General features: G+C 43.8%; 9 protein-coding genes and 3 rRNA genes. 7 read left to right on the top strand and 5 right to left on the bottom strand.

Features of this window, described 5'->3' with window-relative positions:
• Window positions 1-1,045: 1,045 nt before the first annotated feature.
• Both pflA and pflB read right to left on the bottom strand, forming a co-directional pair.
• Window positions 1,046-1,867: a pyruvate formate-lyase-activating protein gene (pflA, locus tag LP667_RS14395; protein ID WP_021731068.1), complete on the bottom strand. Its 822-nt coding sequence runs from the start codon at window positions 1,865-1,867 to the stop codon at window positions 1,046-1,048.
• A gap of 36 nt (window positions 1,868-1,903) precedes the next feature.
• The gene (gene pflB / locus LP667_RS14390) at window positions 1,904-4,162 is read right to left on the bottom strand and encodes a formate C-acetyltransferase (protein WP_021731067.1); all 2,259 of its coding nucleotides are present in this window, start codon (window positions 4,160-4,162) and stop codon (window positions 1,904-1,906) included.
• A 423-nt stretch (window positions 4,163-4,585) separates the two neighbouring features.
• On the opposite strand from pflB, the gene LP667_RS14385 reads away from it, so the two are divergent.
• Window positions 4,586-5,575, top strand: a complete 990-nt coding sequence (locus LP667_RS14385; protein ID WP_021731066.1) for a serine hydrolase domain-containing protein — start codon at window positions 4,586-4,588, stop codon at window positions 5,573-5,575.
• A gap of 191 nt (window positions 5,576-5,766) precedes the next feature.
• On the opposite strand, the gene LP667_RS14380 is transcribed toward LP667_RS14385, so the two are convergent.
• Window positions 5,767-6,282: a VanZ family protein gene (locus LP667_RS14380; protein ID WP_033609377.1), complete on the bottom strand. Its 516-nt coding sequence runs from the start codon at window positions 6,280-6,282 to the stop codon at window positions 5,767-5,769.
• 472 nt (window positions 6,283-6,754) lie between these two features.
• Between LP667_RS14380 and LP667_RS14375 the strand changes: the two genes are divergently transcribed.
• From LP667_RS14375 to rrf, 3 genes are all read left to right on the top strand, one after another.
• Window positions 6,755-8,321 (top strand): 16S ribosomal RNA (locus LP667_RS14375).
• A gap of 205 nt (window positions 8,322-8,526) precedes the next feature.
• Window positions 8,527-11,447: ribosomal RNA gene (locus LP667_RS14370) — 23S ribosomal RNA — on the top strand.
• 71 nt (window positions 11,448-11,518) lie between these two features.
• Window positions 11,519-11,635, top strand: a 5S ribosomal RNA gene (rrf, locus tag LP667_RS14365).
• The 16S, 23S and 5S rRNA genes sit together here, the layout of an rRNA operon.
• A gap of 289 nt (window positions 11,636-11,924) precedes the next feature.
• Here the strand turns inward: rrf and LP667_RS14360 are convergent.
• Window positions 11,925-12,584 (bottom strand): hypothetical protein, encoded by a 660-nt coding sequence (locus LP667_RS14360; protein WP_021730702.1) that lies wholly within the window; start codon window positions 12,582-12,584, stop codon window positions 11,925-11,927.
• Between the two features lie 287 nt (window positions 12,585-12,871).
• On the opposite strand from LP667_RS14360, the gene LP667_RS14355 reads away from it, so the two are divergent.
• Together LP667_RS14355 and LP667_RS14350 are read left to right on the top strand one after the other, a co-directional pair.
• Complete coding sequence (locus LP667_RS14355) at window positions 12,872-13,132, top strand: DUF2187 domain-containing protein (protein WP_021730703.1); 261 nt, start codon at window positions 12,872-12,874, stop codon at window positions 13,130-13,132.
• Between the two features lie 216 nt (window positions 13,133-13,348).
• The gene (locus LP667_RS14350) at window positions 13,349-14,764 is read left to right on the top strand and encodes an MFS transporter (protein ID WP_021730704.1); all 1,416 of its coding nucleotides are present in this window, start codon (window positions 13,349-13,351) and stop codon (window positions 14,762-14,764) included.
• 320 nt (window positions 14,765-15,084) lie between these two features.
• On the opposite strand, the gene LP667_RS14345 is transcribed toward LP667_RS14350, so the two are convergent.
• Window positions 15,085-15,990, bottom strand: coding sequence for a metal ABC transporter solute-binding protein, Zn/Mn family (locus tag LP667_RS14345; protein ID WP_033609305.1), 906 nt, complete (start codon window positions 15,988-15,990; stop codon window positions 15,085-15,087).
• Between the two features lie 170 nt (window positions 15,991-16,160).
• On the opposite strand from LP667_RS14345, the gene LP667_RS14340 reads away from it, so the two are divergent.
• The gene (locus LP667_RS14340) at window positions 16,161-16,694 is read left to right on the top strand and encodes a CvpA family protein (protein ID WP_021730706.1); all 534 of its coding nucleotides are present in this window, start codon (window positions 16,161-16,163) and stop codon (window positions 16,692-16,694) included.
• The last annotated feature ends 8 nt before the right edge of the window (window positions 16,695-16,702 follow it).

Genomic DNA, 16,702 nt, shown 5'->3' with positions numbered 1-16,702 from the left:
CTGAGTGATATGATCTAATCGGTATGATTTTTGATGATTAATGAAGATAGCCGCTGCCAGCAGTTGTTAATGCTGACAGCGACTATTTTATTACTTAAACATACGCGTTGTGCTGTTGTTTTAGCTAGCCTCAATCATGGTTAAAACGTGCCGGTTCTATATTACTATTCGTTCGCACGTGCGCGTCCTAGTCCGACCTCCGGGGCTGGGTGCCAATTGTTGGAACGTAGCCGACATCGATTTGAGCCCGTGCACAACCCGCCCGGTCTCAAATACGAGTCTTATTCTAAGCCGGAAGAAGGTCACTTCCAGCTAAGAATAATTTGGCTACTGAGCATTGTCACCCAGCCCCTCCAGTCTAAAAGAGTGTTCGGGAACCGCTCGAATAGCGGATGAGCAGCCACCTAACTTGGCACAACTAGTCGCTGACTGTTTTATACTGAAACTTTAAACGAAACGTTAGGGTTGGGTTAACCACTTTGTCGAGACATTCAACTATTGCTACAGTGATTTGGGAATAGTGAACTATCACAATATCATTTTCGGTCTGACAGTTGATTAACAATCATTACCGTTTATGAAAAATAATAACAAGTCCATCAAAGGTTGGACACATACATGTCCGCCATTCGAATACTTTCCCGTCTGGAAGGTGTTTCTGACAATGCCTAGTGGTGAAATTTCACTTAGTAAGCGTCTTGTGCTTGGTTAGTGAAAGGCCAGTATTTGAGACGTGATTTTTCGGCTCAAATCTGTGCCCACCACGTTCCGGCAATTGGCAGAAATGCCTGGAAGTCGGTGTAGGACGCATTTAACCAGGAAGGTTTACACCAACTCGCACCTATTTCCAGCGGGCCTCAGCTGGCTGCTTTTGAATTTAACGTTTTGGCACGTTTTAACCATAATTGAGACTGGATATAAACCTAATTTGAAGAACAGTCGGTAAGCAGAAAAAATAGTAAGGCTGATTGAAAAAGCACCAGTGCATCAACCATCCGTTAGATGATTGATGCACTGGTGCCTTAGTTAACCTAGAAATGTTGAGTTAAAGTTTTGGTAGCGGCATCCAGGTCTTGTAACCATTGTAATCGGCCGTGTGTAATAACTTTTCAGCGTTAGCGACGCGATCTTGGGTAGGAGACTCGATACCTTCAAGACGATATTTGATCTTCATTTCATGATACTTTTTAACGCCCAGTGTGTGGTAGGGAAGCACTTCAACTTTTTGAACGACGTCATTTGGAATCTTGGCAATATAGTCGCCGAGTTTCTTCAAATCGTCATCGTAATCCGTTCGTTGGGGAACCAGTACGTGGCGAATCCACATATCATCGTGGTGCTGGGCCATATACTGAATCATATCCAAAATGTTTTCGTTGCCATACTGGGTCAATTGCTTGTGTTTGGCAGAATCGATATGTTTAATGTCGACCAGTGAAATATCGGTGACCTTCATTAAACGCTCAAACTTGTCGAAGAAAGGTTGTTCTCGGGTAAAAGGCTGCCCGGAAGTATCCAGACAAGTACTGATATTCATCGCCTTGGCTTTTTCAAATAAGTCTAAGATGAAGTCGATTTGTACCAGTGATTCACCACCACTGACTGTGATGCCACCCGTCTTGCCCCAGAAAGCTCGGTATTTAGCCGCATCTTCCAAAATTTCGTCAGCCGTCATTTGGTCGCCAACGTTGAGTTTCCAAGTATCAGGGTTGTGACAGTATTGGCAACGCATATGGCACCCTTGTAGGAACGCCACGTAACGGATACCAGGTCCGTCAACAGAGCCAAACGTTTCGATGGAGTGAACGTAGCCTATCAAAGGCTCCTTTGCCGCCGTTTGCGTTGTTGAAACTTGTTTGTTTTCCATGAGCCTTTCGCCTTCTTAACTATTAAAGATTAAATGTTACATTGATTCGAAGAATGTCCGTGAGATAACGTCATCTTGTTGTTCCTTGGTTAAATCTGCGAAGTAGACACAGTAGCCAGAAACCCGAACCGTTAATGTTGGGTATTCTTCAGGGTGCTTCTGGGCATCAATTAAGGTGTCTTTATTGAAGACATTGATGTTCAGATGCATCCCATCGTTCTTCATGTAACCGTCTAACATATTTACTAACGTATCTTTCCGTGATTCGAGGTCATGGCCTAACGTGTTAGGCGTAACGCCGAACGTATTGGAAATCCCGTCAGTTGCATAACGGTATGGTAATTTGGCAGTTGAAAGAAGTGAAGCTAACGCACCGCTCTTTTCAGCACCGTATGCTGGGTTAGCACCTGGTGAGAATGGTTCGCCTTTTTGACGGCCATTTGGTGTGGTACCAGTGTTCTTACCATAAACAACGTTTGAGGTAATCGTCAAGACAGAAGTTGAAAGTTTTGCATTCCGATAGAGGTGATGCGTATTCATCTTACTGTATAGTTCCTTGACTAACCATTTAGCAATGTCATCAGCACGGTCATCATTATTCCCGTAGCGAGGGAAGTCGTTGTCAGCCTTGAAGTCAACGGCGATTCCATCTTCGTTACGAATAACTTTAACGTGACCATACTTGATTGCTGAAATCGAATCAGCAGCATGTGATAAACCAGAAATCCCAGTTGCGAAGGTCCGGTCAAGGTCAGTATTCTTCAAAGCTAATTGGGCAGCTTCGTAGTAATACTTGTCATGCATGTAGTGAATGGCATTGAGGGAGTTAACGTAAGTGTCAGCTAACCAATCCATTTGTTTGTCTAATTTCTTCATGAATTCGTCATAGTCGATGTATTCTGAAGTAATTGGTTCGTAGGCAGGGCCAACTTGGTCACCAGCAATTTCATCACGACCACCATTGATGGCGTAAAGAATAGCTTTGGCTAAGTTTGCCCGAGCACCGAAGTATTGGATGCCGTCAGCAATTGGTTGTGCTGAAACACAGCAAGCAATCCCATAGTAGTCGGTACCCCATTGTACCCGCATCAAATCATCGTTTTCGTATTGAATGGTTGAACTGTCAATGGAGACTTGCGTTGCGTAACGCTTGAAGTCTTCTGGTAAGCGGTCTGACCATAGAATCGTGATGTTTGGTTCTGGTGCGGCGCCCATGTTATCCAAGGTCTTTAAGATCCGGAAGGCTGTCTTAGTAACGTGATGTTGCCCATCAACGCCTAAGCCACACATTGATAAGGTTGCCCAGATTGGGTCGCCGGAGAAGAGTGAATTGTATTCTTCAGTACGGATAAACCGAACCATCCGTAATTTCATAACGAATTGGTCAATTAATTCTTGGGCTTGGTCTTCATCGATAACGCCATTTTCTAAATCGCGTTGAATGAAGATATCCATTGTTGTATCAATCCGGCCAACAGACATTGCGGCACCGTTTTGAGTCTTGATGGCAGCTAAGTAAGCGAAGTAAATCCATTGAATGGCTTCTTGTGCGTTAGTTGCAGGCTTGCTAATATCGTAACCATAACTAGCAGCCATCTTCTTCATGTCAGCTAAAGCCCGGTATTGATCTTGAACTTCTTCACGGAGACGGATAACATCATCGGTTAATTCGCCATCGCCAATGTGAGCAAAGTCATTAGCTTTGTCTTCCATCAAACGATCGATCCCATAAACAGCAACCCGTGGTAAGTCTGGAACAAGGCGGCCACGTGCATAAGCATCTGGTAGACCAGTGATGATCTTGTAGTGACGTGCTTTCCGCATGTCAGGGGTGTAAACATCGAAGACACCTTGATTATGAGTCTTGCGATATTCTGTGAAGATTTTATCGTTTTCTTTATCAGGAGTGTAGCCGTAAGATTCTAAGGCGTCATCGGCCATCCGAATACCACCATATGGCATAAAGGCTCGCTTCAAAGGCTTGTCGGTTTGGAGACCAACAATCTTTTCGAGATCTTTTTGAATATAGCCAGGGCCATGGGAAGTAATCGTTGCAACAACTTTAGTATCAGCGTCCAACACACCGCCAGCTTCACGTTCTTGCTTCTTTAATGCTAAGACCTTGTCATTTAAAGTCTTGGTGGCAGCGGTGGGGCCAGCTAAGAAGCTTTCATCGCCATTGTATTGTGTGAAGTTATTTTGAATAAAATCACGAATGTTGATTTCTTCCTGCCAGTGCCCTCCCTTGAAACCTTTCCAAGCTGCGGGCTTTGTTGTCTTTTCTGATGTAATCATTTTCTCGCCTCCATAATTTGAATCCAATCAAATGATTGATAAAATTCTATATTTGAATCATAACATTTTTTTGCGAATTTGTAACCGCTTCCAGGTGATTTATTTCACGTTTAGGTCAATTTTTTATAATCTATGAAGGTGTTTTGGAATTTGAATGCTGGCATGACAGTGTTTGTTGCCGTAGTTGTGCATTGACAATTCACTTAATTATATTCAAAAAACAGCCAAAATTCATGCTTGCTTTGATATATAAGTGGAATATTGTCTATAATATAACAAGTGTTCAACTAGTTAGTTAATGAAAAGTGAGCTAGTGTGTGATAGATTTGCAAAACGTTTGCCGTTGATTTTATGAGGAAGTTCGTTATCATAAAGAAGATAAGCAGATGAAAAAAGTAATGTATGTCACGAAAGGTGGGCGTAATGCAGATGCTCGAAAAAATTGAACAATATATTGACAGTTGTATTGAAGCTGGTGATATTTACGGGGCGTCGTTTAGCTTGATCACCCCTAAAGGTATTAGTCAATATTATCATGGCAAGCAGGGTCGTGATGAATTTGCCATCGGCTTGGATCCAGCCATGATCTATGATTTGGCATCGGTAACTAAAGTTGTGGGGACCACGACAAGAATCTTTCAGTTGCTATCGGATCACACGGTCCATTTAACAGACTCGGTAGCTCGATTTTTACCTGGGTTTACGCATCCTGAAATTACCATTAAAAACTTGTTACTTCATAATAGTGGTTTACCAGCAGATATTGATAATCTGGATAAGATGCAGCGCGAGGATTTAATTAAAGCGGTCTATGATGCGCCACTAGTTACTGCTCCGGGAACAACGTACGTCTATTCAGACTTAGGATTCATTTTGCTGGGCTGGATTATTCGAGCAGTTGACGGATCGTTGGCACGAAGCATTCAGGATCATGTCTGCTATCCATTGGCTATGACCAATACGGGCTATAATTTAAATCGGCCCAAGGTTCGTTTTGTGCCAACGGAGTTTGATCCGTTAAGAGGACAAATTCAAGGGCAGGTTCATGATTATAAAGCATTCTTGCTAAATGGTGAGAGTGGCCATGCGGGCTTGTTCTCGACATTGACCGATTTATCGGTGTTTGTTGAAATGATGCTGAATTTTGGCGAGTATCAGGGAAAGCGGGTACTTGATGAAAACGTCTTTGATTGGTTGGGCGAATATGATGAAAGTGGTCGAACACTAGGTTGGGAACGACGCGCGGGGCGTCATCAATATTTCCACACTGGTTTTACAGGACCAGCCATCGCTTTCGATTTGGATCGACAGGTGGGGCTAGTTGTTTTAACAAACCGAGTCTACCCAACGAGTGATAATCAAGTTTGGAATCGAGATCGTAAACAAGTCTTTGATTTATTTTTTGAATCTTAAAGATAAATATTGATCCTGAAATTAAATAAGGCGTCGCAACCGTCATTCACGGCTGCGGCGCCTTATTTAATTGTGAGGTTATCATGGCCAGTTTGTCGGGTTACTTGCAAGAAATTAATCGGTGGTTGAACGTGGAAGTAGGGCTCTTTAATTTTTACTTCTATATATAGGCTACTTTTGCAACATATAGGCTACTTTTGCAACCATCGTAGTCCGGGAATGTGACGCACAATTTTATAACTGGCTGCGCCAAGAATGACGCCAGCCCAGTTAGTAATAACATCGTCGATATCGACCCAACGCTTGATATTAACCAACCAGTCCAGAATGAATTGACCTAGTTCGAGTGTCAGGCCGGTGAGTAAACCTAACCAAATAAATCGACGCCAGGGTAAGTCGGGAAAGTTCCACGCCAACAAGCCGCCTAACGGAACGGTAAGAAGGACGTTGAGCCAAAACTCAATGTCTAATTGTTGGAAGGGGATCACATTCAATTTGACAGGACCCCATTGAATATATTGAATCACAAGTTGAGTACCGAAGTTGTAACTCGTAGGTGTGTAGCAAAAAGCAGTTAATATCCAGAGAAAAGCAATCAAGCTGAGCTGCTTAAACCGTTGGATATTAGTGCTTGCCGAACGCGCGCAGGCATATAATAGAACAATGAACAGTACTGAGATAAGTAAGAATGGTAGCCAAGCTAGCATATTTAGTCGCTCCTTTTATTTAAATAGTATAGAGAAGAAAAGGACATTTGACCATTTATAAAAATAAATTCAGGAAAAGTGTTGACACTTTTTGTTTCAATTGGTATATTAGTAAACGTTGCTGCTACGGCAGATGCTTCTCACCATCAAATAATTATTGAAATTAGTTGTTGACAACTTCTTCAGTAATTGGTAAGATAGTTTCTGTTGTCGCAAAGGCAACCACGGCAAATTAATCAAGTTACTTCTTAAAAAAAGTTGTTGACAAGATATTGATTAAGATGTTATGATGATTAAGTTGTGTTAAGCGATTAACACACGGAATTAGATCTTTGAAAACTGAACAAAGTTTCGACGAATCAAATGTGTAGGGTCTCTTGATTTTGAATCAAGAGCAAAAACATTTGCGAAGTCAATTCGCTAGCAAATAAATTTTAGTACAACTTTAAATGAGCTTTTTAGAACTCATCATTAATTTGAGAGTTTGATCCTGGCTCAGGACGAACGCTGGCGGCGTGCCTAATACATGCAAGTCGAACGAACTCTGGTAATGATTGGTGCTTACATCATGAATTACATTTGAGTGAGTGGCGAACTGGTGAGTAACACGTGGGAAACCTGCCCAGAAGCGGGGGATAACACCTGGAAACAGATGCTAATACCGCATAACAACTTGGACCGCATGGTCCGAGTTTGAAAGATGGCTTCGGCTATCACTTTTGGATGGTCCCGCGGCGTATTAGCTAGATGGTGAGGTAACGGCTCACCATGGCAATGATACGTAGCCGACCTGAGAGGGTAATCGGCCACATTGGGACTGAGACACGGCCCAAACTCCTACGGGAGGCAGCAGTAGGGAATCTTCCACAATGGACGAAAGTCTGATGGAGCAACGCCGCGTGAGTGAAGAAGGGTTTCGGCTCGTAAAACTCTGTTGTTAAAGAAGAACATATCTGAGAGTAACTGTTCAGGTATTGACGGTATTTAACCAGAAAGCCACGGCTAACTACGTGCCAGCAGCCGCGGTAATACGTAGGTGGCAAGCGTTGTCCGGATTTATTGGGCGTAAAGCGAGCGCAGGCGGTTTTTTAAGTCTGATGTGAAAGCCTTCGGCTCAACCGAAGAAGTGCATCGGAAACTGGGAAACTTGAGTGCAGAAGAGGACAGTGGAACTCCATGTGTAGCGGTGAAATGCGTAGATATATGGAAGAACACCAGTGGCGAAGGCGGCTGTCTGGTCTGTAACTGACGCTGAGGCTCGAAAGTATGGGTAGCAAACAGGATTAGATACCCTGGTAGTCCATACCGTAAACGATGAATGCTAAGTGTTGGAGGGTTTCCGCCCTTCAGTGCTGCAGCTAACGCATTAAGCATTCCGCCTGGGGAGTACGGCCGCAAGGCTGAAACTCAAAGGAATTGACGGGGGCCCGCACAAGCGGTGGAGCATGTGGTTTAATTCGAAGCTACGCGAAGAACCTTACCAGGTCTTGACATACTATGCAAATCTAAGAGATTAGACGTTCCCTTCGGGGACATGGATACAGGTGGTGCATGGTTGTCGTCAGCTCGTGTCGTGAGATGTTGGGTTAAGTCCCGCAACGAGCGCAACCCTTATTATCAGTTGCCAGCATTAAGTTGGGCACTCTGGTGAGACTGCCGGTGACAAACCGGAGGAAGGTGGGGATGACGTCAAATCATCATGCCCCTTATGACCTGGGCTACACACGTGCTACAATGGATGGTACAACGAGTTGCGAACTCGCGAGAGTAAGCTAATCTCTTAAAGCCATTCTCAGTTCGGATTGTAGGCTGCAACTCGCCTACATGAAGTCGGAATCGCTAGTAATCGCGGATCAGCATGCCGCGGTGAATACGTTCCCGGGCCTTGTACACACCGCCCGTCACACCATGAGAGTTTGTAACACCCAAAGTCGGTGGGGTAACCTTTTAGGAACCAGCCGCCTAAGGTGGGACAGATGATTAGGGTGAAGTCGTAACAAGGTAGCCGTAGGAGAACCTGCGGCTGGATCACCTCCTTTCTAAGGAATATTACGGAAACCTACACACGCGTCGAAACTTTGTTTAGTTTTGAGAGATTTAACTCTCAAAACTTGTTCTTTGAAAACTAGATAATATCAAATATATTTTTTCATAATGAAACCGAGAACACCGCGTTTTTTGAGTTTTTTATTGAAGTTTAATTATCGCTAAACTCATTAATCGCATTTACCGTTAGGTAAATGAGGTTAAGTTAACAAGGGCGCATGGTGAATGCCTTGGCACTAGGAGCCGATGAAGGACGGGACTAACACCGATATGCTTCGGAGAGCTGTACGTAAGCTATGATCCGGAGATTTCCGAATGGGGCAACCCAGCAGTTTTAATCAACTGTTACCACTAGATGAATTCATAGTCTAGTTGGAGGTAAACGCTGTGAACTGAAACATCTCATTAGCAGCAGGAATATAAAGAAATTTCGATTCCCTAAGTAGCGGCGAGCGAACGGGGAACAGCCCAAACCAAAGTGCTTGCACTTTGGGGTTGTAGGACTGAACATTTGAGTTACCAAAGAATTTGATAGTCGAAGGATTTGGGAAAATCCGCCATAGATGGTGATAGCCCAGTAGATTAAATCAAGTTCTCTCAGTTCAGGATCCTGAGTACGGCGGAACACGTGAAATTCCGTCGGAATCCGGGAGGACCATCTCCCAAGGCTAAATACTACCTAGTGACCGATAGTGAACCAGTACCGTGAGGGAAAGGTGAAAAGCACCCCGGAAGGGGAGTGAAATAGTTCCTGAAACCATGTGCCTACAATAAGTCAGAGCGCGTTAATGCGTGATGGCGTGCCTTTTGTAGAATGAACCGGCGAGTTATGATCCCGTGCAAGGTTAAGACTAAAAAGTCGGAGCCGTAGCGAAAGCGAGTCTGAAATGGGCGTTTTGAGTACGAGGTTGTAGACCCGAAACCAGGTGACCTATCCATGTCCAGGTTGAAGGTGCGGTAAAACGCACTGGAGGACCGAACCCGTGTAAGTTGAAAATTGCTGGGATGAGGTGTGGATAGCGGTGAAATTCCAAACGAACTTGGAGATAGCTGGTTCTCTCCGAAATAGCTTTAGGGCTAGCCTCGGAATTAGGATCATGGAGGTAGAGCACTATTTGGACTAGGGGCCCGTCTTGGGTTACTGAATTCAGATAAACTCCGAATGCCATTGATTCATATCCGGGAGTCAGACGATGAGTGATAAGATCCACCGTCGAAAGGGGAACAGCCCAGACCATCAGTTAAGGTCCCTAAATGTATGCTAAGTGGAAAAGGATGTGGAGTTGCATAGACAACTAGGATGTTGGCTCAGAAGCAGCCACCATTTAAAGAGTGCGTAATAGCTCACTAGTCGAGTGATTCTGCGCCGAAAATGTACCGGGGCTAAGCATACTACCGAAACCATGGATGCGACCATTAGGTCGCGTGATAGGAGAGCGTTCTAAGGGCGGTGAAGCAAGATCGTGAGGACTTGTGGAGCGCTTAGAAGTGAGAATGCCGGTATGAGTAGCGAAAGATAGGTGAGAATCCTATCCACCGAATGACTAAGGTTTCCTGGGGAAGGCTCGTCCTCCCAGGGTTAGTCGGGACCTAAGTCGAGGCCGAGAGGCGTAGACGATGGATAACAGGTTGAGATTCCTGTACTAGTTAAGTGCGTTTGAGCAATGGAGGGACGCAGGAGGCTAAGATGTGCATTCTGTTGGATTAGAATGTCCAAGCAGTAAGTCTTGTGAAGAGTCAAATGCTTTTCACTTTAAGGACAAGCTGTGATGGGGAGCGAAATTTAGTAGCGAAGCGTCTGATGTCACACTGCCGAGAAAAGCTTCTAGTGAGTACTTAACTACCCGTACCGCAAACCGACACAGGTAGTCGAGGAGAGAATCCTAAGGTGAGCGAGTGAACTCTCGTTAAGGAACTCGGCAAAATGACCCCGTAACTTCGGGAGAAGGGGTGCTGATCGCAAGATCAGCCGCAGTGAATAGGCCCAGGCGACTGTTTATCAAAAACACAGGTCTCTGCAAAATCGTAAGATGACGTATAGGGGCTGACGCCTGCCCGGTGCTGGAAGGTTAAAAGGATGGGTTAGCTTCGGCGAAGCTCAGAATTGAAGCCCCAGTAAACGGCGGCCGTAACTATAACGGTCCTAAGGTAGCGAAATTCCTTGTCGGGTAAGTTCCGACCCGCACGAAAGGCGTAACGATCTGGGCACTGTCTCAACGAGAGACTCGGTGAAATTATATTGTCCGTGAAGATGCGGACTACCCGCGACAGGACGGAAAGACCCCATGGAGCTTTACTGTAGCTTGATATTGAGTGTTTGTACAGCTTGTACAGGATAGGTAGGAGCCATAGAAACCGGAACGCTAGTTTCGGTGGAGGCGTTGGTGGGATACTACCCTCGCTGTATGACCACTCTAACCCGCACCACTAATCGTGGTGGGAGACAGTGTCAGGTGGGCAGTTTGACTGGGGCGGTCGCCTCCTAAAAAGTAACGGAGGCGCCCAAAGGTTCCCTCAGAATGGTTGGAAATCATTCGCAGAGTGTAAAGGCACAAGGGAGCTTGACTGCGAGACAGACAGGTCGAGCAGGGACGAAAGTCGGGCTTAGTGATCCGGTGGTACCGTATGGAAGGGCCATCGCTCAACGGATAAAAGCTACCCTGGGGATAACAGGCTTATCTCCCCCAAGAGTCCACATCGACGGGGAGGTTTGGCACCTCGATGTCGGCTCATCGCATCCTGGGGCTGTAGTCGGTCCCAAGGGTTGGGCTGTTCGCCCATTAAAGCGGTACGCGAGCTGGGTTCAGAACGTCGTGAGACAGTTCGGTCCCTATCCGTCGCGGGCGTAGGAAATTTGAGAGGACCTGTCCTTAGTACGAGAGGACCGGGATGGACATACCTCTGGTGTACCAGTTGTGCCGCCAGGCGCATCGCTGGGTAGCTACGTATGGATGTGATAAACGCTGAAAGCATCTAAGTGTGAAACACACCTCGAGATGAGATTTCCCATTCCTTTATGGAAGTAAGACCCCTGAAAGATGATCAGGTAGATAGGTTAGAAGTGGCAGTGCGGTGACGCATGAAGCGGACTAATACTAATCGGTCGAGGACTTAACCAAGTAATTGGTGTTCCGGTTCATATGAAAATATTTGATATTAGCTAGTTTTGAGAGCACAAGTTTCTCAATAGTGTGGTGACGATGGCGAGAAGGATACACCTGTTCCCATGTCGAACACAGAAGTTAAGCTTCTTAGCGCCGAGAGTAGTTGGGGGATCGCTCCCTGCGAGGGTAGGACGTTGCCATGCAACCTAAGGAATCGTTAATTCGATTCCTTTTTTTTGTTGCAAAAAAACATTAAATGATTTAGGTCGAAGTTAGCCAATAGCAAACCATTGCCTTGCTTCTCTGCGGCTGTCACACAAAACGATAGAATTTGGCTAAAGGATTGTTTTGGATTGCTAAACAACCAGATATCGTTCAAGTAACGTATGTTCTTAATAAGATGATCTATTGAAAGTAAGCTGTAAATATTATTTTTAATATCCATTTAGCTCATTGAAAAACCTATAAGCTGTATTCAGCCTATAGGTTTTTTCATTTGCTTATTTCGTCAGCAGATTGTTTGGGTAGCTTGAGGTCAAACCAGTTAACATTAAGATAATCATTAGCGAAAGTTTCAATGTAGGTTGTTGAGAACCAATCCAGTAAATGGATACCAGCCTCTGTTACATATAATTTGAAGGTGTTATCTGTGGAATGGCTAGCAATTAGTGCTTGTGCGTATAGTCGGCGAAGGACTCGGTTATAATCTTCTTCAAAAGCGTGTAACACGACTTGTTTTCCCCGCGGACGCCCTAATAGCTGATAAAAGACCATTCCCTGGCTTGCTTCTGAAAAAATCGTATAGGAATCGTCAATTTGAAATTCTGTTCCATGTTGTTTAGCGAAAACAATCATTGAAAGTGCAAAATAATCATGGTAATTAAATTGAAGCCAGCTTGCTCGGCGGAGAAAGTCCCTGAGCTTTTCTGTTAATTGGACCTTGTCGGTATAGTCAATCGTGGGAATTGACATAAATACGCTAAATGCTTTATGGGTACTAAGACGGATTGCTAGAAATTCGCCCTGATTATTGCCTAACAGAACATAGGCCGATTCACTTTTTCTGGTAGTGTGAAAGCTAATTATTCGTTGGTCGTTTGTTAAAATTGATGCGAGTACCACTCTGATTTGGATTTCTTGATGATCCTTCATACTGGAAGTTCCTCCGTGTTAATAAAAATATTTATTTATTATTTAGTCTAACAGCCAAACCGATGTTTTTATAGTGCTCATAGGCATTATTAAGGGCATATTGATTGATTTTACATTCAACTATAGAGCTAACCAACAATTTATTTATAGATCAGGTTTAATGTTATTTAATTTGGACGGTATCCGTCGCAACCATGTAAAAATCCTGTAAATTCGGGGGCAATAATTGTTATTCTAGCGGTTACGTGCTATGTTATTAGCATATTTTATGAAGTGGAGTGATAGTTATGGCTCAGATTACTGTGGGGGATCGGGTTAAATGTCAGAAGAATGGCAATACCGATTATGATTTTTATGCTAAAGTTGAAAAAGTTTATGAGAACTCCGCCTTCGTCACAATTACCCATTATGATTTACGGGATGATATCAACGTGGCCGAACTTCAATATCGGGCGGTAATTGCCTTGAAGAAGATGAAACTCGCTAAACCAACTGCTGGTGAAGCGAAACAGTTACAGGCCGTTAGTGCTGCCATGCTCGCTGAATAATTAATAATGCTCAACGTCGTATAATTCCAGTACGGCGTTTTTTTTTGCTAATAATCCTTACTTGGTAAGCAGCACTAATTAATTGTACACATCGTTTTGTTTGGGCTAGCAAACTTTTTTGTTGGCAATTAGACGCTTGCTCTGTACATCAATAATTGGAATGGTACAATAGATGTTAGCAGTTAATAACTGTTCTAAAGTAAGGAGGAGTTTTTGATGCAAACAGCTGATCAAAATATAACGTTAACGGGGTATCGCCGCTTTTGGTTTATTTTTACCCTGTTGCTTGGAACCTGGACAATGTCAATTAGCCAGTCTTCCTTGTCGACGGTATACCCAACGTTTATGCGGGACTTTGGTATCTCCGCATCGACAGTTCAATGGCTAACAACTGGTTTTATGTTAACCATGGTCGTGATGATGCCAATTAGCCCATGGTTGCTGAATAATATTGGTTTTAAGAAATTATTTTTAGCCGTCCTGGTTCTGTTCGACGTCGGCTCGATTATTATTTATTTTGCACCCAGTTTTGGTGTGATGATGGTTGGTCGCTTAATCAAAGCAGCGGCCGTGGGGGTCTTATTTCCTTCATACCAATCCATTCTATTAACGATAACGCCCGAAGAAAAGCGGGGCAGTACGATGGGCGTGGCCGGTCTAGTAATGGGGTCAGCGTTAGCTTCTGGCCCGATTATTTCTGGTGTTGTCTTGAAATTCACGGATTGGCATGGTCTATTCGCCGTATTCATTACCGTAGCAACTTTATTAATCTTAATCAGTTTTGTGACAATTAAGGATGTGATGGTTAATAAGCCATCTAAGTTAGACTTGCTCTCAATTGTGACATTACTAGGCTTTGCTGGGATTTTATACGTAGTTAATGAGATTGGCAAACCGAACGTTAATTGGACGTTCGGCTGGTTACTATTAGTGATTTCAATATTCGCCGTGGCTTACTTTGCCTATCGCCAGTTTCATTTGGAGACACCGTTACTGGAATTACGCGTATTGAAGACATTTAACTATGACTTAGCCATTTTCCTAACAGCTATTTCATACGTGGCTTTGATCGTTGTAACGATTATTTTCCCGTTGTACTATCAAGGTATCTTGAAGGTTTCACCGTTCGTGTCTGGTATGTCACTAGTACCTGGAGCGGTGTTACTAAGCATCTTGAACCCACTTACTGGTAAACTGGCTGAGAAGATTGGCTACAAACAAATTATGCTTCTAGGAATGAGTATGATTGTTGTTGGCTGGCTGATCTTAGCGCTGATCAATACGGAATTGAACCTCTTAACGATGATTTTACTCGCCGCTTTAATTGAAGGCGGAAATGCCTTCGTCATGATGCCGGCCGTGACACTGGGCGCTAATTCGTTGCCTGACGAGTTAATTTCCCATGGGACGGCTGTAATTACGACGGTTCGTCAGATTCTTGGTTCGGCTGGTGTGGCAGTGGCAACCTTGGTCTTGTCTAATGTGACGCTTGCGCAGAAACAAGCGGGTGTATCAACTATGGTTGCCAATTTGCGCGGCTACCACACAGTCTTTTGGATGATGTTAGGTATTGAAATAATTGGACTGATCTTAGCGTTACTCTTACGTGATGGTCGTAAACAGACCCATTAGGATAAGTGAATTTAGGCACCAAAGTGTACCATATTGGCAATATCAGGCATTCAACCTGAATAAGGCGGTGTCCAAACTAGTGGTTAGTCGCAGTAGTAAAAAGAGCGAGACACAACTAATTGGGTTCAGTTTCTTAAGAAAAGACTTCATTCTCCAAAAACTAACCACAACTTTTCTATCAATATTGTTGAAATGGGTACTAAAAGGTGGTCTGTTGGCAAACAGACCACCTTTTAGTACCCTCTCTTTGGTATCCAAGTGATGCGATAGTAATTTGTGTTTTGATAAGAAACGTCGGTGCGCGTCAGTTAAAATCTGCCTTATTCTGCTGCTTTTTGAATCTTTGCCAATTGGCGATACTGACTTAGCATCCAGCTTTGATAAGTCTGGTTGGCTGGTAACGTTTCGGTGACTTTAAGTACTGGAACGTGGTATTGTTTAGCGAGTTTGACCATATTGGTTACTAAGTTACTATCGGTCTGAGTATTTTCAACAAACAAGGCAATCCGATGGTGCTTAATGTCTTGTTGCATCTGCTGAATATCCTTAGGTGATGGGTCCGAGCCCTCTTCAATTGCGTGTGCGAAATGGGTATTACTGATGCGGTACCCAATGGCCTTCAGCGAATAATCAAAGACTGGTTCACTGACTGCGACCCGCTGATTATTTGCTCGCTGTTTTAGCTGGTTAATAGTGGTTGTTATGGCTTTAGCATTTGCTTGATATTTCTTAGCTTGTTGGTAAAAATAATGCTTGTGTTGGGGCTGAATCTTGCTGAGATCAGCTGCAATTTTAGTCGCCAACTTTGGCATGATCGCTGGGTCATACCAAACGTGTTCATTAGCGCCATCAGCTTTATTAGCGATGGCCGTGCCAACCGTGATTACCCGCGCACCCTTAGCTTTATTGACAGTGAGTTTTTCCATCCAATCGTCATAGCCGAGACCATTGTAAATAATCAGTTGCGCGCTACTAGCTTGTTTGGCTGTACTGACGGTTGGCTCGTAATCGTGTGGGTCAACACTCGGTCGATCAATAATTGATGTCACTTGACCATACTTTCCTGCTACTGCTTTAGCTGTCTGACCGTAAAAGTCGAGGCTAGCCATAATATTAATTTTGTTATTAGTCGCTTTACTAGGAGCTGACGTACTTTGACAACCGGCCAATAGTCCACCGATTCCTAGTAGTAATGCCAAATAAATCCATATCCGTCGGTTAACCATGTTTTGTAACCCCATTTTCTTTAAATCGTAACCATTACTGTTAACTTTACCGAAAGAAGCCGCAGTCGTCAAGTCTTTAAGATATGGTTTAGACTAGGTTAAAACTAACCGCTTGTAGTAAAAAGCTGGTAGAATAAGCGTACCTGAAAAACGGAAGGCGGGGAACGCAGATGATATTTACGATTGTGATTTTAATTTTACTAGCAAGCGCAATTTTTCGCGGGTTTCACCGTGGATTTGTGATTGAGATGCTGCATTTGATTGGTACTGTGGTAGTATTATTATTTGCGCGACTACTTTATCAGCCTTTTGGAACGATGATTAGTAATTTTTTGGCAAATTTACATTTAATTGACGCTTCAGTTGTTAGTACCCTGATTATTAACTTGGTGGCCTTCTTTGTGTTAATTTCGTTAGGCTGGTCGGTCATTCGTTTACTGGGTCGGGTTTCACGGAGTATTACATGGCTGCCAGTCATCAAGCAAGTCAATAGTGTTGCGGGTGGCGTCGTGTCGTTTGTTGTGACCTATTTAGTTATCTTTGTGGCGTTATCGTTGGCTAATTTAGTTAATACTAACTTTATTCAGACGCAAATGGCGCATTCACCACTAGCCACATATATTGTTAAGCAGACTCCTGGTTTGACTAGTCATTATCTCAGTAATTTGATTAAATTTAATGATGGAACGACCGCGGATTCTTAAAGGAAAGC

The sequence above is a fragment of the Lactiplantibacillus paraplantarum genome, assembly GCF_003641145.1.
GTDB classification, from domain to species: Bacteria; Bacillota; Bacilli; order Lactobacillales; family Lactobacillaceae; genus Lactiplantibacillus; species Lactiplantibacillus paraplantarum.
The sequence above is the reverse complement of the archived record's forward strand: the minus strand, read 5'-3'. Positions and strand labels throughout refer to the sequence as shown.